Annotated in this window: 22 protein-coding genes and 1 pseudogene; 14 read left to right on the plus strand and 9 right to left on the minus strand. The window is 72.4% G+C overall.

The features are described 5' to 3' along the window. Position 1 precedes the first annotated feature (1 nt). From BM064_RS22650 to BM064_RS22715, 14 genes and pseudogenes are all read left to right on the plus strand, one after another. Positions 2–1339, plus strand: a complete 1338-nt coding sequence (locus BM064_RS22650) for a replication-associated recombination protein A (RefSeq protein WP_092864413.1) — start codon at positions 2–4, stop codon at positions 1337–1339. A gap of 138 nt (positions 1340–1477) precedes the next feature. Then, entirely contained in the window at positions 1478–1864 is a 387-nt protein-coding gene (crcB, locus tag BM064_RS22655) for a fluoride efflux transporter CrcB (protein WP_092864416.1), read from the plus strand. A 38-nt stretch (positions 1865–1902) separates the two neighbouring features. Beyond that, positions 1903–2955, plus strand: a complete 1053-nt coding sequence (locus BM064_RS22660) for an RluA family pseudouridine synthase (protein ID WP_092864419.1) — start codon at positions 1903–1905, stop codon at positions 2953–2955. Between the two features lie 397 nt (positions 2956–3352). Beyond that, the gene (locus BM064_RS22665; RefSeq protein WP_245779255.1) at positions 3353–4054 is read left to right on the plus strand and encodes an HAD-IA family hydrolase; all 702 of its coding nucleotides are present in this window, start codon (positions 3353–3355) and stop codon (positions 4052–4054) included. Beyond that, positions 4054–4764: an ATP12 family chaperone protein gene (locus BM064_RS22670; RefSeq protein ID WP_092864422.1), complete on the plus strand. Its 711-nt coding sequence runs from the start codon at positions 4054–4056 to the stop codon at positions 4762–4764. The genes BM064_RS22665 and BM064_RS22670 overlap by 1 nt, the downstream gene beginning before the upstream one ends. Before the next feature lie 14 nt (positions 4765–4778). Next, complete coding sequence (locus BM064_RS22675) at positions 4779–5282, plus strand: PaaI family thioesterase (RefSeq protein ID WP_092864425.1); 504 nt, start codon at positions 4779–4781, stop codon at positions 5280–5282. Positions 5283–5315: 33 nt separating this feature from the next. Further along, positions 5316–6158: a fumarylacetoacetate hydrolase family protein gene (locus BM064_RS22680; protein WP_092864428.1), complete on the plus strand. Its 843-nt coding sequence runs from the start codon at positions 5316–5318 to the stop codon at positions 6156–6158. A gap of 19 nt (positions 6159–6177) precedes the next feature. Further along, complete coding sequence (locus tag BM064_RS22685) at positions 6178–6870, plus strand: DUF1045 domain-containing protein (protein ID WP_092864431.1); 693 nt, start codon at positions 6178–6180, stop codon at positions 6868–6870. Between the two features lie 160 nt (positions 6871–7030). After that, a complete protein-coding gene (locus BM064_RS22690; protein ID WP_092864434.1) occupies positions 7031–7327 on the plus strand; it encodes an acylphosphatase in 297 nt (98 codons plus the stop codon). A 352-nt stretch (positions 7328–7679) separates the two neighbouring features. Beyond that, entirely contained in the window at positions 7680–8702 is a 1023-nt protein-coding gene (locus tag BM064_RS22695) for an amino acid ABC transporter substrate-binding protein (RefSeq protein ID WP_092864437.1), read from the plus strand. A 150-nt stretch (positions 8703–8852) separates the two neighbouring features. After that, positions 8853–10061: pseudogene (locus tag BM064_RS22700) on the plus strand (amino acid ABC transporter permease); the annotation flags it as partial. A gap of 509 nt (positions 10062–10570) precedes the next feature. After that, entirely contained in the window at positions 10571–11878 is a 1308-nt protein-coding gene (locus BM064_RS22705; protein WP_092864443.1) for an amino acid ABC transporter permease, read from the plus strand. A gap of 22 nt (positions 11879–11900) precedes the next feature. Then, positions 11901–12698: an amino acid ABC transporter ATP-binding protein gene (locus BM064_RS22710; protein WP_092864446.1), complete on the plus strand. Its 798-nt coding sequence runs from the start codon at positions 11901–11903 to the stop codon at positions 12696–12698. A 299-nt stretch (positions 12699–12997) separates the two neighbouring features. Next, positions 12998–13816 carry a hypothetical protein gene (locus tag BM064_RS22715; RefSeq protein ID WP_092864449.1) on the plus strand — a complete coding sequence of 273 codons (819 nt, stop codon included), beginning with the start codon at positions 12998–13000 and terminating at the stop codon, positions 13814–13816. Positions 13817–13899: 83 nt separating this feature from the next. Here BM064_RS22715 and BM064_RS22720 read toward each other — a convergent pair whose 3' ends face one another. From BM064_RS22720 to BM064_RS22760, 9 genes are all read right to left on the minus strand, one after another. Next, complete coding sequence (locus tag BM064_RS22720) at positions 13900–14484, minus strand: lipid-binding SYLF domain-containing protein (RefSeq protein WP_092864452.1); 585 nt, start codon at positions 14482–14484, stop codon at positions 13900–13902. A 173-nt stretch (positions 14485–14657) separates the two neighbouring features. Next, complete coding sequence (locus BM064_RS22725; protein ID WP_092864455.1) at positions 14658–15809, minus strand: PQQ-dependent sugar dehydrogenase; 1152 nt, start codon at positions 15807–15809, stop codon at positions 14658–14660. A gap of 77 nt (positions 15810–15886) precedes the next feature. After that, positions 15887–16312, minus strand: coding sequence for a VOC family protein (locus BM064_RS22730; RefSeq protein ID WP_218161111.1), 426 nt, complete (start codon positions 16310–16312; stop codon positions 15887–15889). A gap of 118 nt (positions 16313–16430) precedes the next feature. Then, positions 16431–17354, minus strand: coding sequence for a calcium-binding protein (locus BM064_RS22735; protein WP_092864462.1), 924 nt, complete (start codon positions 17352–17354; stop codon positions 16431–16433). A gap of 166 nt (positions 17355–17520) precedes the next feature. Then, positions 17521–18528: a porphobilinogen synthase gene (hemB, locus tag BM064_RS22740; protein ID WP_092864465.1), complete on the minus strand. Its 1008-nt coding sequence runs from the start codon at positions 18526–18528 to the stop codon at positions 17521–17523. A gap of 442 nt (positions 18529–18970) precedes the next feature. Beyond that, on the minus strand, positions 18971–19603 hold the full coding sequence (gene folE, locus BM064_RS22745; RefSeq protein ID WP_092864468.1) for a GTP cyclohydrolase I FolE: 633 nt from the start codon (positions 19601–19603) through the stop codon (positions 18971–18973). A gap of 97 nt (positions 19604–19700) precedes the next feature. Further along, positions 19701–20492 carry an isocitrate lyase/phosphoenolpyruvate mutase family protein gene (locus BM064_RS22750; RefSeq protein WP_245779256.1) on the minus strand — a complete coding sequence of 264 codons (792 nt, stop codon included), beginning with the start codon at positions 20490–20492 and terminating at the stop codon, positions 19701–19703. Further along, positions 20489–21133, minus strand: a complete 645-nt coding sequence (locus BM064_RS22755) for a methylated-DNA--[protein]-cysteine S-methyltransferase (RefSeq protein WP_092864471.1) — start codon at positions 21131–21133, stop codon at positions 20489–20491. The genes BM064_RS22750 and BM064_RS22755 overlap by 4 nt, the downstream gene beginning before the upstream one ends. A gap of 151 nt (positions 21134–21284) precedes the next feature. Further along, positions 21285–22703 (minus strand): L-serine ammonia-lyase, encoded by a 1419-nt coding sequence (locus BM064_RS22760; protein WP_092864474.1) that lies wholly within the window; start codon positions 22701–22703, stop codon positions 21285–21287. Positions 22704–22793: the final 90 nt, after the last annotated feature.

A 22793-nucleotide genomic window follows, 5' to 3' on the forward strand; every position in this document is an offset into this window, starting at 1 on the left:
GATGGCGGACCTCTTCGACCGATCGGGAGACGGGGGCGAGGGCGAGGGCGCCCCGCCGCCGCCTGCGCGCGCCGCGTCCCGGCCGCTGGCCGACCGGCTGCGCCCGGCCGCGCTGGACGAGGTGATCGGCCAGGACCACCTGCTGGGCGAGGGCGCGCCGCTGGCCGCGATGGTCGCCGCGCGGGAGCTGCCGAGCCTGATCCTCTGGGGCCCGCCCGGCGTCGGCAAGACCACCATCGCGCGGCTGCTGGCGGAGGCGACGGACCTCGCCTTCGTGCAGATCTCGGCGATCTTCACCGGGGTGGCGGACCTGCGGAAGGTCTTCGACGCCGCGCGGATGCGGGCGGGGAACGGGCAGGGGACGCTGCTCTTCGTCGACGAGATCCACCGCTTCAACAAGGCCCAGCAGGACGGGTTCCTGCCGCATATGGAGGACGGGACGATCACCCTGGTGGGCGCCACCACCGAGAACCCGTCCTTCGAGCTGAACCGCGCGCTGCTGTCGCGCGCGCAGGTGCTGGTGCTGAACCGGCTGGAGGCCCCGGCGCTGGAGGCGATGCTGTCGCGCGCCGAGGCGCTGGAGGGCCCGCTGCCCCTGACCGCGGAGGCGCGCGCGGCGCTGGTGAACCTCGCCGACGGGGACGGGCGCGCGCTTCTGAACCTCGCCGAGCAGGCGCAGCGGATGGGGCCGGGACCCGTGGACGCCGAGGCGCTGGCGAAGCGCCTGACCCGGCGGGCGGCGCAGTACGACAAGACCGGGGACGGGCACTACAACCTGATCTCGGCGCTGCACAAGTCGGTGCGCGGCTCGGACCCCGACGCCTCGCTCTACTGGCTGGCGCGGATGATCGAGGGGGGCGAGGACCCGCGGTTCCTGGCCCGCCGGATCACGCGCATGGCGGTCGAGGACATCGGGTTGGCGGACCCGCAGGCGGTGACGCTGTGTCTGGATGCGTGGGAGACCTACGAGCGGCTGGGCAGCCCGGAGGGGGAGCTGGCGCTGGCGCAGGCGGTGGTGCATCTGGCGCTCGCGCCCAAGTCGAACGCGGTCTACCGGGCCTGGAAGCAGGCGGTGTCGCTGGCGAAGAAGTCGGGCTCGAGCCCGCCTCCGATGCACATCCTCAACGCGCCCACGCGGATGATGAAGGAGCAGGGCTACGGCTCGGGCTACGCCTACGACCACGACGCCGAGGACGGCTTCTCGGGGCAGGACTATTTCCCCGACGGGATGGAGCGCCCCACCTTCTATCGCCCGGTCGAGCGGGGGTTCGAGCGGGAGCTGGCCAGGCGGGTGGAGTATTTCGCCAGGCTGCGCGCGAAGCGCGGCGAGGAAGGCTGAGGGCGGCGGCCGGGACGGATCTCGTCGTCGCTGCGCGCCGACGTCGCCCGCCCGGCCGCCCTCATCCCGGCGCCGCCCCGCCGGGACGACGCGCCCGGGCGCCTTGACCGGGACGGCCCCGCGGCGCAGAAGCGGCGGATGACGATCCTCTACGTGGCACTGGGCGGGGCCTGCGGGGCTTCTCTGCGCTGGCTGTTCGGGCGCTGGACGCTGCGCGTCCTGGGCGCGGACTTTCCCTGGGGCACGTTGGGGGTGAACGTGATCGGCTCCTTCGCGATGGGGCTCGCCGCGGTCGTGCTGATGGAACGGATGGACGGGGGCTGGGCGCGGCTCGCCCCCTTCGTGATGACCGGGGTGCTGGGCGGGTTCACCACCTTCTCGGCCTTCTCGCTGGACGCGCTCTATCTGATCGAGCGTGGGCGGATGCTGACGGCGGCGGTCTACGTGGCGGGCTCGGTGGCGCTGTCGGTGGCGGCGCTGTTCGCGGGGCTGGCGCTGGCGCGCGCCGCCTGGGGCCAGGGCTGACGCCGCGGGCGCGGCCCGGATTGAAGGAGGATCGGGCGATGCCCGGCGTGCAGACCGTGACCGTGGCCGAGGACGAGGCCGACAGCCGCATCGATCGCTGGCTGCGCCGGCGCTTTCCCCAGCTGACCCAGGGGCGCATCGAGAAGATGCTGCGCAAGGGCGAACTGCGGGTCGACGGCGCCCGGGCCAAGGCCTCGACCCGGCTCGAAGCCGGCCAGTCGGTGCGCGTGCCGCCGATCCCCGACGAGATCCTGGAGGCTTCGAGCCCCGCGCCGAAGGCCGAGATCTCGGCCGCCGACGCGCGGATGATCCAGGAGTGCGTGATCTTCCGCGACGACCACCTGATCGTGCTCAACAAGCCCGCGGGGCTGCCGGTGCAGGGCGGCTCGGGGCAGGGGATGCGGCACCTGGTCGGCCTCGCCTCGGCGCTGCGCTTCGGGCGCGACGACGACCCCCACCTGGTGCACCGGCTGGACCGGGACACCTCCGGCGTGATGGTGATGGCGCGCTCGGCCAACGCGGCGAAGGCGCTGGCGGGGGCGTTCCGGGCGCGGGCGACGCGCAAGATCTACTGGGCGGTCTGCGCCGGCGTGCCGGACCATCGCGCGGGCACCATCAAGTGGGGGCTGGTCAAGGCCGGCGGCCACGGCAAGGGCGGCGAGGGCGAGAAGATGCGCATCGTCCACCCCGACGAGATCGAGACGACCGAGGGCGCCAAGCGCGCGGTCACCGACTACATGGTCATCGAGGCCGCCGCCAAGCGCGCCGCCTGGATCGCGCTGAGCCCGATCACCGGGCGCACCCACCAGCTGCGCGCCCACATGGCCGCGCTGGGCCACCCGATCGCCGGGGACGGGAAATACGGCGGATCCGGCCAGACCAACGACGGCGAGGGCTGGGGGGCGCAGCTGGGCGGCGTGATCAGCCGCAAGCTGCACCTGCACGCGCGGATGCTGACCATCGTCCATCCCGGCACCGGCAAGCCGATGAAGTTCAAGGCCCCGCTGCCCGAGCACATGGCCCGCACCTGGGAGGTGTTCGGCTGGCGGCCCGAGGATGCGCTGGACGACCCGTTCCTCGACGAGGCGTGAGCCGGGTCGGGGGCTCGGGTCCATGGGCGCCCTGCGGGCGGGCTTGGCGGCGTCGCGTGGGGGGCGAGGGCGTGAGGGATCTGCGGGCGTGGGAGCCTCCGGCGGGCTCCTGACTCACCCAAGAACAAGCCCCGCGCCTGTTCTCCGGATCCGTCTCTCGCTTCGGCTGCCTGAGCGACTCGCCCCCTCCGGTCAAGGACGAGCCCGCCTTCGGCGGGTCGCTTCGCGATCCTTGACCGGAGGGGGCGAGTCGCTCTGACGGCGCCTGCGAGAGACGGCTCCGGAGAACAGGCGCTTCGCGAGGGCCGCAGGGCGGTCGCGCGCGGGGCGGGCGGCTGGACAGGCGGGGGCTGGGGGGCTAGGCCTCGGCGCGTCCGTCACGTCTTCGGAGCTTCCCTTGGCCACGTCCCTTCGCGCCGACCGGCTGAAACTCGCCGTCTTCGACATGGACGGGACCATCATCGACAGCCAGCGGATGATCGTCGCGGCCATGAACGACGGCTTCGCCGACGCCGGCCTGCCCGCGCCCTCGACCGCCGCGACGCTGTCGATCGTGGGCCTGTCGCTGCCGGTGGCCGTGGCGCGCCTGGCGCCGGGGCTGACGGAGGCCGAGGTCGACCGTGTCGTCGAGCGCTACAAGCAGGCCTTCATCCGGCTGCGCAAGGAGACGGGGGGCGAGGCGGCCTCGCCGCTCTATCCCGGGGCGCGCGCGGCGCTGGAGCGGCTGGCGCGGCGCGACGAGGTGCTGATGGGCGTCGCCACCGGCAAGGCGATGCGCGGGCTGAGCCATGCGCTGGCGGCCCATGAGCTGGCGTCCTTCTTCCAGACCCTGCAGACCGCCGACGGGCATCCCTCGAAGCCCCATCCCGCCATGCTGCTCGACGCGCTGGCCGAGACCGGGGCCGAGGCGGAGGACGCCGTCATGGTCGGCGACACCGAGTTCGACATGGAGATGGCCCGCGCCGCCGGCATGACCGCCATCGCCGTCACCTGGGGCTACCACCCCGAGACCCGCCTGCGCGCCGCCGGCGCCCATCACGTGATCCATGGCTGGGACGAGCTCGACGCCGCCCTGGCCCTGAGCTGGGGGGAGGTCTGATGGCCGCGCCGAAACGCTTCTGGAAGCAGGCCGGAGCCGTGCAGACCCCCGACGGCTGGGGCGTCGCCCTCGACGGCCGCCCGCTGCGCACCCCGGGCAAGGCGCCGCTGACCGCGCCGACCCGGGCGCTGGCGCAGGCGCTGGCCGAAGAGTGGGACGCGCAGGCGGAGGTCGTCGACCCCTCCTCGATGCCCCTGACGCGCAGCCTCAACACCGCCATCGACCGGGTGGGCGAGAAACATGCCGAGGTGGTGGACGCGGTCGCGGCCTACGCCGGCTCCGACCTGCTGTGCTACCGCGCCCCCCACCCCGAGGCGCTGGCGAGGCGCCAGGCGGAAGCCTGGGATCCGCTGCTCGACTGGGCCGCGCGGACCCACGGCGCCCGGCTGCTCTGCGCCGAGGGCGTGATGCACGTGGCCCAGCCCGAGGAGGCGCTGGCCCGCCTGCGCGCCGCCGCCTCCGCCCATGACCCGCTGGCGCTGGTCGCGCTGCACGAGCTGACCGTGCTCTCGGGCAGCCTGGTGATCGCGCTCGCCGTCTCGGCCGGGGAGCTCGCGGCCGAGGAGGGTTGGAAACGCTCGCGCGTGGACGAGACCTGGCAGGCCGAGCAGTGGGGCGAGGACGCCGAGGCCGCCGCCATGGCCGCCCGCAAGCGCGCCGACTTCCTCGCCGCGCGCCGCCTGCTCGACCTGATGACCGACCCCTCCTGACAGGACCCTGCCGCATGACCGACACCGGCGCCTCGCCCCGCTGGCCCGAAAGCCTCGAGGACGTTCCCACCCTGGCGGAGGCCGCCAGATACACCGGCATCGAGATGCTGGAGGCGCTGCGCACCGGCGAACTGCCCTCGGCCCCGATGTCGAAGACCTGCGGGTTCCTGATCCACTCGGTCGAGCTGGGGCGGGTGGTGTTCCGCGGCGAGCCGTCGTTCGACGTCTACAACCCCCTCGGGTCCGTGCACGGGGGCTGGTACGGGGTGATGCTGGACAGCGCCATGGGCAGCTCGATCCACACCCATCTGCCGGCGGGAAAGGCCTATACGACGCTGGAGTACAAGGTGAACATCCTGCGCGGCGCACGCGCCGACACCGGGCCGCTGCTGGCGATCGGCGAGTCGATCCACGTCGGCCGCTCGACCGGGACCGCGCAGGGGCGGATCGTGGGGGAGACGGACGGCAAGGTCTACGCCACCGCCACCACCACCTGCCTGATCATGGATTTCGACTGAAGCCGGGGCCCGCGGGGCCGAAGGGAGGACGCGATGAAACTGCTGCGCTGGGGCCCGAAAGGGGCCGAGAAGCCGGGGATGCTGGACGGGGAGACGGTGCGGGATCTCTCGGGCGTGATCGACGACCTGAGCCCCGCGACCGTGACGCTGGAGAGCCTCGCGAAGCTGCGCGCGCTCGATCCCGCCTCGCTCCCCGCCGTGAGCCCCGGCCGCATCGGCGCCTGCCTCTCGCGGGTCGAGACCTTCCACGCCATCGGCCTCAACTACCGCCTGCACGCCGACGAGACCGGCAACCCCTGGCCCAAGGAGCCGATCGTCTTCGCCAAGGCGGCCTCCTGCCTCGCCGGGCCGGACGACACGCTGGTGATCCCCAAGGACAGCGTGAAGACCGACTGGGAGGTCGAGCTGGGCGTGGTCATCGGCCGGGCGACCGAGCATGTCTCCGAGGCCGAGGCGCTGGGCTGCATCGCCGGCTACTGCGTGGCCAACGACGTCTCCGAGCGCGAGTGGCAGCAGGAGCGGGGCGGCACCTGGTGCAAGGGCAAGGGCGCGCCGGGCTTCGGCCCGCTCGGCCCCTGGCTGGTCACCGCCGACGAGATCCCCGACCCCCAGGCCCTGCCGATCTGGCTGAAGCTGAACGGGAAGACGGTGCAGGACTCGACCACCGGCGACATGATCTTCTCGGTCGCGGAAATCGTGAGCTACCTCAGCCGCTTCGTGCGCCTGGTGCCGGGCGACGTGATCGTCACCGGCACGCCCTCGGGCGTGGGGCTAGGCATGAAGCCGCCGCGCTTCCTCGCCCCCGGCGACACGCTGGAGCTGGGGATCGAGGGATTGGGAATTCAGCATCAGACCGCGGTCGCGTATCCGGGCTGAGGCGCAGGAGGGCGGGGCGATGACCTGGGAACGTCTGGCGATCTACTACGCGCCGCCCGCGGGCTCGGCGCTGTGGGACTTCGGCTCGGCCTGGCTGGGCTGGGACGCGGAGGCGGGGGAGGTCCCGCCCCGCCCCGACGTGCAGGGCCTGCCGGACGATCCGCTGGCGCTGACCACCTCGCCCCGCCGCTACGGCTTTCACGGCACGCTGAAGCCGCCCTTCTTCCTGGCCGAGGGGACCTCGGCCGGGGAGCTCGTGCAGGCCGCCGCCGAGATGGCCGCCGCCCTCGCCCCGTTCGAGGCGCCGCCGCTGTCGCTGCAGACCACCGGGCGCTTCGGGTTCCTCGGCCTGTCCGCGCCCTGCGCGGAGATGGCCGCGCTCGCCTTCGCCTGCGTCGAGCGGCTGGACCGGTTCCGCGCGCCGCCGTCGGAGGCGGAGCTCGCCCGCCGCCGCCAGGCGCGGCTGGGGCCGGAGCACGAGGCGAACCTCGCCCGCTGGGGCTATCCCTACGTGGCCGACCAGTTCCGCTTCCACCTGACCCTGACCTCGGCGCTGGCGCCGGCGACGCTGGAGGCGACGACCGCCGCGCTCGCCCCCCATGTCGCGCCCCTGTGCCGGGATCCGTTGCCGGTGCGCGAGGTGGCGATCTACGGCGATCCGGGCGGCGGCGCGCCGTTCCGGCTGCTGCGCCGGCTGCCGCTGGGCGGCTGACCGCGGCGGCTGGGCCGGGCGCTCAAGGGGCGTTCAGGCGGGCGGAGCGATATTTTCGCGGCCGAACGGTGCTCGCCTTTTTCGAAACGACCCCGCGCGCTAGGTTGAGGTTGGTTCGCAACCCGGCGCGCCTGGCCGCGCCTTTCTCCGAGGTCGCCCGATGAACCAGGTCGCCATCCTCGCCGTTGTGCGCGGCCGCGTGCAGATGGTCGGCTACCGTGACTGGACATGCCGCGAGGCCGACCGGCTCGGCGTGTGGGGATGGGTCCGCAACCTTCCCTCGGGGGCGGTGGAGCTGCTGGCGGTGGGCGAGGAAGAGCAGGTCCAGGCCCTGCTCGACGCCTGCGCGGGGGGACCGCCGATGGCCGCGGTGGAGCGGGTCGAGACCCGGCCTTTCGGGCAGGAGCCGCGGATGCCCGACGGCGCGCCCCTGGGCGGTTTCCTGCGCGCCAACTGATCTGCAACCGCAGGTATCGCGACGTCGCCCCGGCGCTGGCGCGAATCGCTTGTTTCATTGAGACTTGCTCAACGCCCGCGAATGAGGCGCCATGCTGACCGGGCGCCTTCCTGACCGGCGTTTTCTTCGCCGGCGCCGCAGGATTTCGGCGCCGCGGCGCGAGGGGTTGACCTTCTGTGAAGCCCCCGTTCATTGTTCGTGATGGGCCGAGGGGGACCGGCCCGCGGGACCGGTCAGGGGCCCGAAGACGACGACATTCGCCGCGGTCGGAGGGGCCGAGGCGACCCAACCCGGAAACCGCCCGTGCAAACAGGGCGAGGACCCGGACCCACAGGAAGAGGTGTACGGACTTATGAAACGCAACCTTCTGATCGGCGCTGTGGCCGCCGCTGCCGGCATGACCGCGGCCGGCGCCGCCTCCGCCGCGACGCTCGACGACGTGAAGGCCAAGGGCTTCGTCCAGTGCGGCGTCGCGACCGGCGTGCCGGGCTTCGCCTACACCGAGGCCTCGGGCGAGTGGACCGGCTTCGACGTCGCCGTCTGCCGCGCGGTCGCCGCCGCCATCTTCGGCGACGCCCAGGCGGTGAAGTTCACCCCCACCACCGGCAAGACCCGCTTCACCGCGCTCGCCTCCGGCGAGATCGACATGCTGGCGCGCAACACCACCTGGACCTTCAGCCGCGACGTCGACCTGAAGTTCACCTTCGTGGGCGTGAACTACTACGACGGCCAGGGCTTCATGGTGCCCAAGGCCCTGGGCGTGACCTCGGCCAAGGAGCTCGACGGCGCCACGGTCTGCATCCAGACCGGCACCACCACCGAGCTCAACCTGGCCGACTACTTCCGCATCAACAACATGTCCTATGAGCCGGTCCCGATCGAGACCAACGCCGAGGCTCAGCAGAAGTACCTGGCCAACGCCTGCGACGTCTACACCACGGACGCCTCCGGCCTCGCCGCCACCCGCTCGACCTTCGAGGCGCCCAAGGATCACGTGATCCTGCCCGAGATCATCTCGAAGGAGCCGCTGGGCCCGCTGGTCCGTCACGGCGACTCCGAGTGGGCCGACGTCGTGCGCTGGGCCTTCAACGCGATGGTCATCGCCGAGGAGCTGGGCGTCACCTCCGAGAACGTCGAGGAGATGGCGAAGGGCACCGACAACCCCGAGATCAACCGCATGCTCGGGACCGAGGGCGAGTACGGCGCGATGCTGGGCCTCGACAAGAACTTCGCCGTCAACATCATCAAGACCGTGGGCAACTACGGCGAGGTGTTCAACGAGTTCATCGGCCCGGACACCGCCATCGGCCTCGAGCGCGGCCTGAACGCGCAGTGGACCCAGGGCGGCCTGCTCTACGCGCCGCCGTTCCGTTGATCGGATGAAAACGGAGGGGCGCGCCGGACCACGGCGCGCCCCTCTCGCTTTGCGACACGCTTTGCACAACACGACGCCCGCCACGGCACGACCGGATCAACCGGCGGCCAGGAGGAGGCCGGGCGCGACGACAGGCGAAGGATAAGCCGAATGACGGCGATAACGGACCCGCCCCGCGCGGACTTCCGCCTCGGCATGCTTTGGACCGACACGCGATACAGGTCGCTGACCATCCAGGTCATCGCCCTGATCCTGGTCCTGCTGGGCGCGAGCTACCTGGTGTCCAACGTGCTGGCGAACCTCGCCGCGCTGGGCAAGGACTTCAGCTTCGGCATCCTCACGGGGCCCGCTTCCTACGACATCAACCAGCGCCTGATCGACTACACCTCGCGCTCCTCGCACACGACCGCCGCCGTGGTGGGGATGCTCAACACCCTGCTGGTCGCGGTGATGGGCTGCCTGCTGGCGACGGTCATCGGGGTCGTGGCCGGCGTGCTGCGCCTGTCCAACAACTGGCTGATCTCCAAGCTGATGACGGTCTACATCGAGACCGTCCGCAACATCCCCGTGCTGATCCAGATCCTGCTGCTGGCGGCGGTCTTCGACGAGTTCCTGCCCTCGCCCCGACAGGCGGGCGCGGACGCGCACATGCTGGGGATCGTGGCCACCAACCGCGGCTTCTACATCCCCGGCCCGGTGTTCGGCGCGGGCTCGGTCTTCGTGGTCGCGGCCCTGATCCTGGGCATCGTCGGCTCGGTCTGGTACGCGCGCCACGCCAAGCGCGTCCAGCAGGAGACCGGCCGCCTGCTGCCGATCTGGCGGGTGCGCCTGGGCCTGATCGTCGGCCTGCCCTTCGTGGTCTGGGCGGCGATCGCGCTGGTCGCCGGCGCCCCGATCACGCTCGCCTATCCCGAGCTGCAGGGCTTCAACTTCGACGGCGGCATCTACATGCGCAACAGCCTCGTGGCGCTGTGGCTGGCGCTCTCGATCTACACCGGCGCCTTCATCGCCGAGAACGTGCGCGCGGGCATCCTCTCGGTCTCCAAGGGCCAGACGGAAGCGGCCTACGCGCTGGGCCTGCGCGCCAACCGCACCATGAGCCTGGTGATCCTGCCGCAGGCGCTGCGCGTGATCATTCCGCCGCTGATCTCGCAGTATCTCAACCTCACCAAGAACTCGTCGCTGGCGATCGCGGTGGGCTACATGGACGCGACCGGCACGCTGGGGGGCATCACGCTCAACCAGACCGGCCGCGAGTTCGAGACGCTGCTGCTGCTGATGGCCTTCTACCTCAGCATCTCGCTGACGATCTCGATGATCATGAACCTCTACAACGAGCAGGTGAAGCTGGTGGAGCGGACCTCCGCCTCCGGCACCGCCTTCAGCTTCGGCAAGCTCTTCGACTCGATGACGGGGCCCTGGGACACGCTGAAGAAGGGCGACGCGGCCCACCAGCCCAACTTCGGGGTGGCGAGCTGGCTGAACCTGGTGGTGCTGCTCTATGCGGGGATGCTGGCGGCGGAGCTGGCCTTCCTGTTCCTCGCCGACGTGCCCGAGCTGCGGCGGGCCTACTTCGACTGGACGCTGGTCCAGCAGCTGACCTTCCTGCTGCTGGTGACGCTCACGCTGTCGACCCTGCTGACGGCGGTGTTCAAGCACTTCCGGGTCATCGACCTGGCGGTGGGCACGCTGGCGATGTGGATCGTGGCGCTGCTGGCGGGCAATCCGCTGGGGCTGATGATCCCCTCGCTGCCCTCGATCCTGGTGGTGGTGGGCTGCGCGGCGGCCCAGCTCGGCGCCATCGCCTACCTGGTGTTCGGCGCGCGGCCGAACGTCACCTACTTCTGCCGCGTTCGGAGGGATGGCTGATGTCGGACGTTCACGCGCAGACCGTCGCCTACGTCGCGCCCAGCCAGATCCCCCCCTCGCCCCCGCCGGCGCGGGAGCGGGGGGCGGTGAAGTGGCTGCGGGCGAACCTGTTCTCCTCGATCAGCAACGGCATCCTGACGGTGATCGCGATCCTGATCATCGCCTACGCCCTGCCGGCGCTGGTCCAGTGGGCCTTCGTGGACGCCGTCTGGTCCGCCGGCAGCCTGAGCGAGTGCCGAGAGATCGCGGCCGCCCGCGGGGTCGAGGGCGCCTTCGCCTGCTGGGCGGTGATCAACGAGCGCTTCAACCAGTTCCTCTTCGGCTTTTACCCCGAGGAGCTCTACTGGCGCCCGATCCTCACCTTCCTGCTGATGTTCGCGGCCGCGGCCCCGATCCTGTTCAACGCCATCCCGCGCAAGGCGCTGATCGGCTCGGCGCTGTTCCCCTTCGTGGCCTACTGGCTGCTGTGGGGCGGGCCGGCGGCGCCCGTGATCCTCGCGATCATCGGGCCGGTGGTGGGCTACGTCGCCTTCCGCTTCGTCGAGAAGGCGATGCACGGCGATGCCGGCGCCACCGGCATGGTGGTCGGCGCCCTGGCCATGGTGCTGTGGTGGAGCTTCGTGCCCGGCCTCGTCGACGCGGGCCCGGCACTCGAGCCGGTGGAGAGCGCGCGCATGGGCGGCTTCATGCTGGCGCTGATCATCGGCATCACCGGCATCGCGGCCTCGCTGCCCTTCGGGATCCTGCTGGCGCTGGGGCGCAAGTCGGACCTGATCTTCATCAAGACGCTGTCGGTGATCTTCATCGAGTTCATCCGCGGCGTGCCGCTGATCACGCTGCTGTTCGTCGCCTCCTCGGTGCTGAACTACTTCTTCCCGCCGGGGACCGCGCTGGACCTGATCCTGCGCGTGGTGATCATGGCCACGCTGTTCGCGTCGGCCTACATGGCCGAGGTGATCCGCGGCGGCCTCGCGGCGCTGCCCTCGGGCCAGTACGAGGCGGCCGACAGCCTCGGCCTCGACTACTGGAAGTCGATGCGCCTGATCATCCTGCCGCAGGCGCTGAAGATCTCGATCCCCGGCATCGTCAACACCTTCATCGGGCTGTTCAAGGACACCACGCTGGTGTCGGTGATCGGCCTGCTGGACCCGGTGGGCATCATCAACCCGATCCGCGCGGACTCGAACTGGAACGGCATCGTCTGGGAGTTCTACGTCTTCGTGGGCCTGTTCTTCTGGGTCTTCTGCTTCGGCATGTCCCGCTATTCCATGTACCTCGAGCGCAAGCTCGCCACCGACCATCGCTGAACCCAAGGGAAGGAGAGAGAAAATGACCGAGACCGCCTTCTCGAGCGAGAGCGCCGTCGACCCCAGCCTGATGAAGGTGTCGAGCGAGGTCGCGATCCAGATCTCGAACATGAACAAGTGGTACGGCGAGTTCCACGTGCTGCGGAACATCGACCTGACCGTCCATCGCGGGGAGCGGATCGTGATCTGCGGCCCCTCGGGCTCGGGCAAGTCCACCCTGATCCGCTGCATCAACCGGCTGGAGGAGCATCAGCAGGGCAAGATCGTCGTCGACGGGACCGAGCTGACCTCGGACCTCAAGAACATCGACACGATCCGCAAGGAAGTCGGGATGTGCTTCCAGCACTTCAACCTCTTCCCGCACCTGACGATCCTCGAGAACTGCACCCTGGCCCCGATCTGGGTCCGCAAGATCCCCCGCAAGGAGGCGGAGGAGACGGCGATGCACTTCCTGGCCAAGGTGAAGATCCCCGACCAGGCCCACAAGTATCCGGGCCAGCTCTCGGGCGGCCAGCAGCAGCGCGTGGCGATCGCGCGGTCGCTGTGCATGAAGCCGCGGATCATGCTCTTCGACGAGCCGACCTCGGCCCTCGATCCGGAGATGATCAAGGAAGTGCTCGACACCATGATCGAGCTCGCGCAGGAGGGCATGACCATGATCTGCGTGACGCACGAGATGGGCTTCGCCCGCCAGGTCGCCAACCGGGTGATCTTCATGGACCAGGGCCAGATCGTCGAGCAGAACGAGCCGGAGGAGTTCTTCAAGAACCCCCGCTCCGACCGTACCAAGCTTTTCCTGAGCCAGATCCTGGGTCACTGACCGACGCCGCCGCGTCGGCGTCGAACGGGCGGGCCTCCGGGCCCGCCCGTTTCATTTCCACCGATGATTTTCCGGAGAGTATGTCATTCTGGAACAACGGCTTGGCGCGGCGCCGGCGGGCGAGGCGGGATCGCGTCTCGCTTGGCGAGAATTCGTTCATTCCAGCGTCATCTAGATTGCCAACTGGCGACTCTCACGCTACGGAAGCAAGCGATCAGTGCGTTTGGGGCCGGAATTGAGACGGTCGCCGCGCCGAGGGCGGTTATTTCCAGCCGTCTGATGATCCTGGGGACAAGCACATGAAGATCTTCCTCGCCGCGGCGGCGCTCGCCGCGACGGTCGGACTCTGCGCGGCCGGCGCCGCCCAGGCCACGCCCGTCGCCATCTACGACTTCGAATCCGGAACGCCGCTGGTCGACCAGACCGGCAACTTCGGCACGATGCAGCTCCACGGGACCGCGTCGCTCGAGGCCACGGGGCTGCGGGTGAGAGGGGCCGGCACGACGCCCCAGGGCTACGCGTCCGCGGACTATGTGGTCGGGTCGGCCACCTTCGAGTCGATGACCCTGATCAGCTGGGTGACGCTGCTGGACTATTCCGCGCGCGCCGGCTCGGCCCTGACGCTGGACACCGTCTCCACCGACCGGTTCAACGGCATCGTCTTCGGCGAGTCCGTGCTGCAGGAATGGACGGTGGGGAGCAACAACTTCCGCCGCCTGGGCGACTCGGTGAACTGGGACGCCACGCAGCCGCTGAACCAGAAGGTGCAGATGGCCTACACGTTCGAGAAGACGGACGGCGGGGCCAAGACCCGGGTCACCGGCTACCGCGACGGCGCGCTGCTGGGGACCTACGAGGTCGCTACGTTCGAGCAGTTCGACGTGACGGACGGCGTGATCTGGCTGGGCGCCCGGCACCAGGCGGGGGCCACCATGGTCGGCGCGCTGAACGCGATCATCCACCGGGTCGAGATCCACGACAATCCGCTGAGCAGCTCCGAAGTCGAGGACAACTTCGAGACCGTCGGCGCCGCCGTTCCGGCCCCCGCGGCCCTGCCGCTGGCGGCGATGGGCCTGGGCGCGCTGGCCGCCGTCGCGCGGCGTCGCCGCCAGGCCTGAGCCGGCGCCGCAAGCCTGCCCGAAACCGGAAGGCCCCGTCGAGGATCTCGCCGGGGCCTTCGCATGTCCGGGGGGCGGGGGTCTTACCGCTCCTTGAGCTGGGTGTACTTGGCGCCTTCCAGGCTGACGCCGGCCATCAGGCCTTCCTGGCCGTAGATCACCGCGATGACCGGATGCTGGGTGGTGCGCGAGGTCACGGTGCCGGCGAGGTTGTTGTTCATCGCCGTCACCTCGGCGTCGGCCGCGAGCTCCCAGCCCGACGAGCGGCGGAAGTTCTCCAGCGCCGCGGTGGTCATGAAGAACAGCGCCTGGTCGAACTTCTGCACCCCCGCCTGCAGGCCGAGGGAGGCCGCGCCGACCGAGTAGTAGCCCACCGACTGGCCGCCGATGCGCAGCGCGCCCTCGCCGTACATGCCGCCGACCAGCAGGCCCGCCTTGGTGATCGAGGGCATCACCAGCACGCCCTTGGCCCGCGACATCAGCTCCCGCGCGCCGTCGACCGAGTTCATCAGGTCCTGGATCGAGTGGTCGACCCGCAGGTCGATCACGTCGGCGGCGTCGGCGGCGCGGGCGGGGGCGAGAGGGGCCGCGAGCGCGAGCGCGGCGGCGGCGAGGCCCGCGCCCAGCAGGCGGCGGCGGGCGGGGTCGGCGCGATGGGCGCGGGTCATTGGAACTGCTCCTGTCCTCACGGATCGCCGTCGTTGCGGCGATGGAATTGGACGGCGCGGACCCGGAACCGGCCCCGCCGCCGGGGAAAACCATACATGGGAGGCGCGCGCTTGTCCCGCCATCCCTCCCGGCGGCGCAGGCGCGCAGGTCCGCCCGCCGCCCCGCCCGCCGGTCAGTCCGCGGGCGCCATGCGCAGCAGCCGGCCCTCGGCCTCGTCGGTCAGGAACCAGATCGCGCCGTCGGGGCCCGCGCGCACGTCGCGGATGCGGCCGAAGGCGTCGGGGACCAGGTCCTCCTGGCCGACCACCTCGCCGTCCTGCATGTCGAGGCGCACGATCTTTTCGAACTTCAGCGCCCCCACCAGCAGGTCGCCGTCCCACTGCGGGAACAGATCGCCCCGGTAGACCGCGAGGCCCGAGGGGGCGATGGACGGGTCCCAGTAGTGCACCGGCGCCTCGATGCCCGGGGCGGCGCCGTCCCTGGGAAAGTCGCGGCCCGAGTAGTGCGTGCCGTAGGAGGCCTCCGGCCAGCCGAAGTTCGCCCCCGGCTTCGGCAGGTTGATCTCGTCGCCGCCGCGGGCCCCGTGCTCGACCACCCAGTAGGTCCCGGTCTGCGGGTCCACCGCCGCGCCCTGCGGGTTGCGGTGGCCGATGGACCAGACCGAGGGCAGCCCGCCGCCCCCGACATAGGGATTGTCCTGCGGGATTGCGCCGTCGGGCAGGATCCGGTGCACCTTGCCGTTCGCCGCCATCGGGTCCTGGGCGGAGGGGCGGTTCCCCCGCTCGCCCATGGTCACGAACAGGGTCCCGTCGGGGGCATGAGCGAGGCGGGAGCCGAAGTGGCGCCCGCCCCGCTCGTTCGTCTCCATCGCCAGCACCACCTCGAGGTCGACCAGCCGCCCCGCTTCGCGGTCGAGCCGGGCGCGGGCGACATGGGTGTTCGCGCGTCCGCCCCCGACGGGCGCGGCGTAGGTCAGGTGCAGGACGCCCGTCTGGGCGAAATCGGGCGACAGCGCCACGTCCAGCAGGCCGCCCTGGCCCTCGGCGTAGATCTCGGGCAGGCCCTCGATCGCGCGGGCGCCGTCGCGGGTCACCAGGGTCAGGCGGCCCGGGCGCTCGGTCACCAGCAGGGCGCCGGTGGTCGCGAAGTCGGGCAGGAAGGCCACCGCCCAGGGATGCTCGAACACCGGGCCGACCGCGGTCACGTCGACGGGGCCGGCCGAGGTCTCGAACACCTCGGCGCGGGTGGCGGGGGTGCAGGCGACGCCTGCGGCGAAGGCCACGAGGGCCAGCGCCAGGGCGGCGCGGAACGGTCGGGCGGTCATGGGGGGCTCCCTCTCCGGCGGTCGGCGCCGCGCGCCTCTGGGCCAGAGGTGGGCGGGCCGCGCCGCCCGGCAAGGGCTCAGGCGGGCGCAGGGCCGTCGGGAGCCGCAACACAGATCACGTGTGCGTCAGGATCGCGGAAATAGACCTCCCGCATGCCGTACCAGGAGGTCTCGGGGCCCTTCAGCACCGCCCCGGCGGGCAGGCCGGCGGCGACCGCGTCAGGGGAGAGGTCGCGCAGGTAGACCGCGATCCCCGGCCGGTCCGGCAGGCCGCCCGCGAAGCCCTCGGGCAGGTCCTCGGCGAGGCTGCCGGCGGTCTGCAGCATCAGCTGGCCGCCGGCGCCCTCGAGGATCGTGAAGACCGCCGTCTCGGGCATGGCGTCGGGGCCGAAGCGCGTCTCGCGCGCCGCGTCCACAGTCATCGTCACGGCGAAGCCCAGCCGGTCGCGCCAGAAGGCGACCGAGCGGCCCATGTCCGAGCACATCAGGTTGGGGATGATCACCGCGGGCTCCCGAGGCAAGAACATTTCGCGAACATTCTGCCTGATTCCCCCGCGCCGGTCGAGCGGCCCGGGGGGCTCGGAACGGGGGGCTCGGAACGGGGGGCTCGGAACGGGGGGCTCAGAACAGGAAGTCGGCCTTGCGCAGGGCATCCTCGGCGAAGACCTCGACGGCGTTTCCGTCGAGCGTCGCCCGCCAGGCGCCCTCCGCGGTCTCGGCGATCGTCAGGTCCCGCCAGCGCACGTCGAGCGCGCGCAGGTCGAGCCGGTCGCCCTCGGCGCGCGAGAAGTCCTCGATCACGTCCTCGCCCCAGTTGCGGCCGTGCACGAAGCGGTCGGGGCCGGCGCCGCCGACCAGCAGGTCGTCGCCGCGCCCGCCCTCGATCACGTCGCGCCCGGCGCCGGCGTAGACCCGGTCGTCGCCGCCGCCGGCCTCGATCCGGTCGCGGCCGCCGTCCTCGTAGATGCGGTCGTCGCCCCGGCCGGCGACCATCCGGTCGCGCCCGGCGCCGCCGTAGAGATAGTCGTCGCCGCCGCCGCCGAAGAGCGCGTCGCGCCCCTCGTCGCCGTAGAGCGCGTCGTTCCCGCCGCCGCCGCGCAGCAGGTCGTCGCCGCGGCCGCCGCTCAGCGAATCCTGACCGCCCCGACCGACGGCGCGGTCGTTCCCGTCGAAGCCGATCAGCCGGTCGATGCCCGAGCCGCCGAACATCACGTCGTCGCCGGTTCCGGCCGAGATCGTCTGCCAGTCGCCGTCGCCGAGATGCATCCAGTCGTCGCCTTCGCCGCCGTAGATCGTGTCGCGGTCGGCGCCGCCGTAGAGGCGGTCGTCCCCGAGGCCGCCGGTCAGCGTATCCTCGCCCGCGCCGCCGTAGAGCTCGTCGGCGCCCTCCAGCCCGCCGAGGCGGTCGTCGCCGCCGGCGCCGTAGACCAGGTCGTCGCCCTCGGTCCCGCCGTAGTCGTCGTCGCCGTCGCCAAGGGCGACGGGGTCCAGCAGGGCCTCGGCGACGGTCGTCTCGAAAGGGGAGGGGGGGAACGCTCGGGCCATGGCCGGTCTCGCAGAAAAACGCCGGGCGCGGGGCCCGGCTGCACGAAGGGGCGAATCTGCGGGACACCCTGACACGGGGAGGGGCTGCGACCCAGCGGAACGGGCGCCGTAGCGTCGCCTGGCCCGCTGGGTGGGCCGCCCGCCCGGCAGGCGGGACGTCGAGCGCTCAGCCGGCGGAGTCGAGCAGCTCGGCCGCCTGCGGGGCGAAATAGGTCAGGATCCCGTCGCAGCCGGCGCGGCGGAAGGCGCCCAGGCTCTCGAGGATCACCCGGTCGCCGTCGAGCCAGCCGTTGGCGATGGCGCCGGCCAGCATCGCGTACTCGCCCGACACCTGGTAGGCGAAGGTCGGCACCTGGAAGGTGGTCTTCACCCGGTGGCAGATGTCGAGATAGGGCATCCCGGGCTTCACCATCACCATGTCCGCGCCCTCCTCGAGGTCGGCGGCGACCTCGCGCAGGGCCTCGTCGGTGTTGGCGTAGTCCATCTGGTAGGTCTTCTTGTCCCCCTTCAGCGCGCCCGTCGCGCCGACGGCGTCGCGGAAGGGCCCGTAGAAGGCCGAGGCGTACTTGGCCGCGTAGGACATGATCATCGTGTCGGGGAACTCGTTCTCCTCCAGCGCCCGGCGGATCACGCCGATGCGGCCGTCCATCATGTCGGAGGGCCCGAGGATGTCGCAGCCGGCCTCGGCCTGGGCCAGCGCCTGCTTCTCCAGCGCCAGCAGGGTCTCGTCGTTGAGGATCACCCCGTCGCGCACGATCCCGTCATGGCCGTCGGAGTTGTAGGGGTCGAGCGCCACGTCGAGCAGCACGCCCATCTCCGGCAGGGCCTTCTTGATGGCGCGGGTGGCGGTGTTGACGAGGTTGTCGGGGTTCCAGGCCTCCTCGGCCTCGGGCGACTTGTTCTCGGCCTCGGTGTAGGGGAACAGGGCGACGCAGGGGATGCCGAGGTCGGCGGCCCGGCGGGCGGCCTCGACCGCGCGGTCGACGGTGAGGCGGGAGACGCCGGGCATCGAGGGGATCGGCTCCTCGGCGTCGACGCCCTCGCGCACGAACATCGGCCAGATCAGGTCCTCGGGGCGCAGGCGCGTCTCGCGGACCAGGTCCCGGATCCAGCCGGCCTGGCGCAGGCGCCGGGGGCGCGAGAACGGGAAGGGCGCGAGGCGGGCGGGGCTCATGGCTGCGATCCTCCAGAGGCGGGTCCAGCGGGAATGCCACGAACGCGGGGGGCGGGACAAGCGCGAGGGAACGGGGACGGAGGCGCCCTGCGGGCGGGCATGGCCTGCGCCGGCTGCGCCGGCGGGCGGGCCGGCGGCCCGCGGGAAGGGGCTCGGGAGCTCACCAGGGAACAGGGCCGCGCCTGTCCCCCGAAGCCGTCCGTCGCTGAAGATGCCTGAGCGACTCGCCCGAAGGGGTCAAGGACAAGCCGCGCAAGCGCGGTCGCTTCGCGATCCTTGACCCCTTCGGACGAGTCGCTCTGATCGGCATCAGCGACGGACGGCTCCGGGGAACAGGCGCTTCGCGGCGACCGCCCTGGGGGGGCGGGCGGCGCGCGGGGCGGCGGGGCGAGTTGACAGCTGTCGACGCTGCAACGCCGCCGCGCCGGGCGTTGCGCCCGCGTCAGCGGGAGCGGCGGTCGGGCTGGGCGAGGGCCATGAACTCGGCGCGGAGCGCGGGGTTCTCCTGGAAGGCGCCGGTCAGGCGGGTGGTGACCATCGAGACGCCGGGGCGGTGCACGCCGCGGGTGGACATGCAGTGGTGCTCGCCCTCGATCAGCACCGCCACGCCGCGGGGCTTGAGCGCGCGGTCGAGCGCGCCGGCGATCTGGGCGGTCAGCTTCTCCTGAACCTGCAGGCGCTTGGCGTAGGCGTCGACGAGGCGGGCCAGCTTGGAGATCCCCACCACCCGGTCGGTGGGCAGGTAGGCGACATGGGCCTTGCCGATGATCGGGGCCAGGTGATGCTCGCAATGGCTCTCGAAGCGGATGTCGGTCAGGAGCACCATCTCGTCGTAGCCCTCGACCTCCTCGAAGGTGCGCTGGAGCATCGCCTCGGGGTCGTCCTCGTAGCCGGCGAACCACTCGCCATAGGCGCGCGCGACCCGGGAGGGGGTGTCGAGCAGCCCCTCCCGCGCCGGGTCGTCGCCGGCCCAGCGCAGCAGGGTCCGCACGGCGGCCTCGGCCTCCTCGCGGCTGGGACGGTCGAGGGGGGCGGGGCCCTCGGGGGGCTGGAAGCCGGTCTGGCGGACGTTCATGAGCGGTCTCCGCTGGGAGGCGACGGATGTGCTGAGGGATACGTCGGGGCCCCGTCGCGCGGATCAACCGTTTCGAAAGAAATTTCCGCCAAGCGGATCAGCCCCGGGAGGCGGCCCCGAGCATCGTCCGGGCGGCGGCCTCGACGCCGGCCATCGCCTCGCGCCAGGCGCGGGGGCCGTAGCTGATCCGCCCGACGCCCAGCGCGGCCAGCGCCGCCACGCCCTCGGGCCCGCCCGGGGGGCCGAAGATGTTGGTGGCGACCGGGCAGTCCTGGCAGAAGGCCGCCACCAGATCGGGGTCCGAGAGGGTGATGGGGTAGATCGAGGCGGCGCCGGCCTCGGCGTAGGCGGCGGCGCGCGACAGCGCCTCGTCCATCAGCCCGGCATGGGCGGCGGGGTCGCCCGAGCGGATGAAGAGGTCGATGCGCGCGTTGACGTGGAGCGGCAGGCCAGCCTCGGCGCAGGTCTCGACGATCGCGGCGATGCGCGCGGCCTGGGCGGCGGCCGGGTGCACGCCCTCGCCCCCGATCACGCTGTCCTCGACGTTGATCCCCACCGCGCCGACGCGGGCGAGGCGCAGGGCGTTGGCCGCCGCCTGCGCGGGGTCGGTGGCGTAGGCGCCCTCGAAGTCGATGCTGACGGGGAGCTCGCCGGCCGCGAGGACCACCCGCTCGGCGATCGTGGTCACGAGGTCGAGGGGCAGGGCCTCGCCGTCCGGAAATCCCATCGCCTGGGCGACCGAGGCGCTGCCGGTGGCGACCGCCTTCGCGCCCGCGCGCGCCACCGCCGCGGCGGAGCCTGCGTCCCAGGCGTTCCACAGGACCACGGGGTCTCCGGGCCGGTGCAGGGCGGCGAAACGGGCGAGCTTCTCGTCTCGGGTCAGGGTCACAGGGGCAGCTCCTCCTGGTGGTGCGGGGCGGGGGCGAGGGGCGACTCGTGCGCCAGCAGGGCGCGCTTGCGCCACAGGCCGCCGCCGTAGCCGGTCAGCGTGCCGTCGGCGCCGATCACCCGGTGGCAGGGGATCAGCACGGCGATCGGGTTGGCGCCGTTGGCCGCGGCCACGGCGCGGGTGGCGGTCGGCCGGCCGATGCGGGCGGCGACCTGGGCGTAGGAGCGCGTGGCGCCCGAGGGGATCTCGCGCAGCGCCGCCCAGACCGAGAGCTGGAAGGCGGTCCCCAGCGGCGCGAGCGGCAGGTCGACGGGCGCGGCGGGGTCGGCGAAGAACGCCTCCACCGTTGCCGCGGCGCGCTCGAGCATCGCCGAGCGCCCCTCGCGCACCGGGCCGAGGGCCGCGCGCAGGCGGCGGAACTCGGCGGTCAGGACGGCGCGCTCGGGGAACTCCAGCAGGCGCAGGGCCTGGTCGTCGGCGACGGCGAGGAGGGGGCCCAGCGGGCTCTCGATCCAGGCGGCCAGCGCCGCGGCCTCGGTCCCGGGCGGGTCGAGATGGGCGCTCGCCTCGGCGCGGGCGGCGGCGAACTCGGCCTCGGTCGGGCGTCGGGCGTGGGGGTCGGAGGGGCGAATCTGGACCATGCGTCAGGGATAGCGCGGAACGGGGCGCGGGGGCGCCCGGATCTTGCGCGACGCACGCGCGGGCCCCCGGCCGGGACCCGGCCCGCGCGCGCGGCCCGGCGGGGCGCGCGGCGGGGCGGGCGAGGCGACGCCCGGGCGAGCGCCCCGAGGCTCAGCACTCCGGCACGTTCACCGCGAGCCCGCCGCGGGAGGTCTCGCGGTACTTCTCGTTCATGTCGAGCCCGGTCTGGCGCATGGTCTCGACCACCTGGTCGAGCGTCACCCGGTGCTGGCCGTCGCCCTGCAGGGCCAGCGAGGCCGCCAGGATCGCCTTGGTCGCGCCGAAGGCGTTGCGCTCGATGCAGGGGATCTGCACGAGGCCCGCGACCGGATCGCAGGTCATGCCCAGGTGATGCTCGAGCGCGATCTCGGCGGCGTGCTCGACCTGCGCGGGCGTGCCGCCCTGGGCTGCGGCGAGGCCGGCGGCGGCCATGGCGGCGGCGGTCCCCACCTCGCCCTGGCAGCCCACTTCCGCCCCCGAGATCGAGGCGTTGCGCTTCACGATCCCGCCGATGGCGGCGGCCGAGAGCAGGAAGCGGCGAGGGCCCTCGCGGTCCACCAGCGGGCAGAACTCGCGGGCGTAGCGCAGGGTCGCGGGGATCACGCCGGCCGCGCCGTTGGTGGGGGCGGTGACCACGCGCCCGCCGGCGGCGTTCTCCTCGTTCACCGCGATCGCCCAGGAGGCGACCCGGCGCATCGGCGCGTCCGCCGGCTGCATGTTCACGCCCGAGGCCTGGTCCATGCCCTCGGTCAGCGCCCGCGCCCGCCGGCGCACGCGCAGGCCGCCCGGCAGCATCCCCTGCGCGGTCAGGCCCCGGTCGATGCAGGCCAGCATCTCGTCGGCGATCCGGTCGACCAGCGCGAGCGTCCGGGCGCGGGGGCGGAAGCGGTCCTCGTTGGCGAGCTGCATCTGCGCGACGCTCAGGCCCGAGGCCTCCGCCGCCCGCAGCATCTCCTCGGCCGAGATCCAGCGGTGCACCGGGTCGGGGACGGGCGCGGCGGCGGCGGCGGCGTCGCCCTCCCGCTCGATGAAGCCGCCGCCGACGGAGTAGTACATCTCCTCCGCCACCGTGACGCCGGAGGGGGAGACGGCGGCGAGCGACATGGCGTTGGGATGCCGCGGCACGTGGGTGCGCTTGTCGAGGTGGATGTCGGCGTCGGGGTGGAAGGGGACCGTCGCGCCCGAGGGCAGGGTCAGGCTCCGCGTCTCGCCGATGTCGCGCCACAGGCGCTCGGCTTCCTCGGGGTCGATCTCGTCGGGGCGGGCGCCGGTCAGGCCGAGCGCGATGGCCTTGTCGGTGCCGTGGCCCTTGCCGGTCCAGGCGAGCGAGCCGTAGGCGGTCACCTGCAGCCGCGCCACCGCCAGCCCGTCGAGCGCCGCCGCGAAGGCCGCCGCGGCGCGCATCGGCCCGACGGTGTGCGAGGAGGAGGGGCCGAGCCCGATCTTGAACAGGTCGGCGAAGCCCGCCGGCCAGCCGGCGGCGGCGGGACCGGGGAGCCTGGTTCCGGTCAGGGGGGCGGTGTCGGACATGCAACCTCGGGCGCTGGAGGGGGGGGCTGGGCGCGGGGCAAGCCTGCCATGCCCGCGCCCGCAGGCGAAGCGCGCAAGCGACAGGGCGCT

Origin of the sequence: Albimonas pacifica (assembly GCF_900113695.1) — a bacterium.
Taxonomy (GTDB): Bacteria; Pseudomonadota; Alphaproteobacteria; order Rhodobacterales; family Rhodobacteraceae; genus Albimonas; species Albimonas pacifica.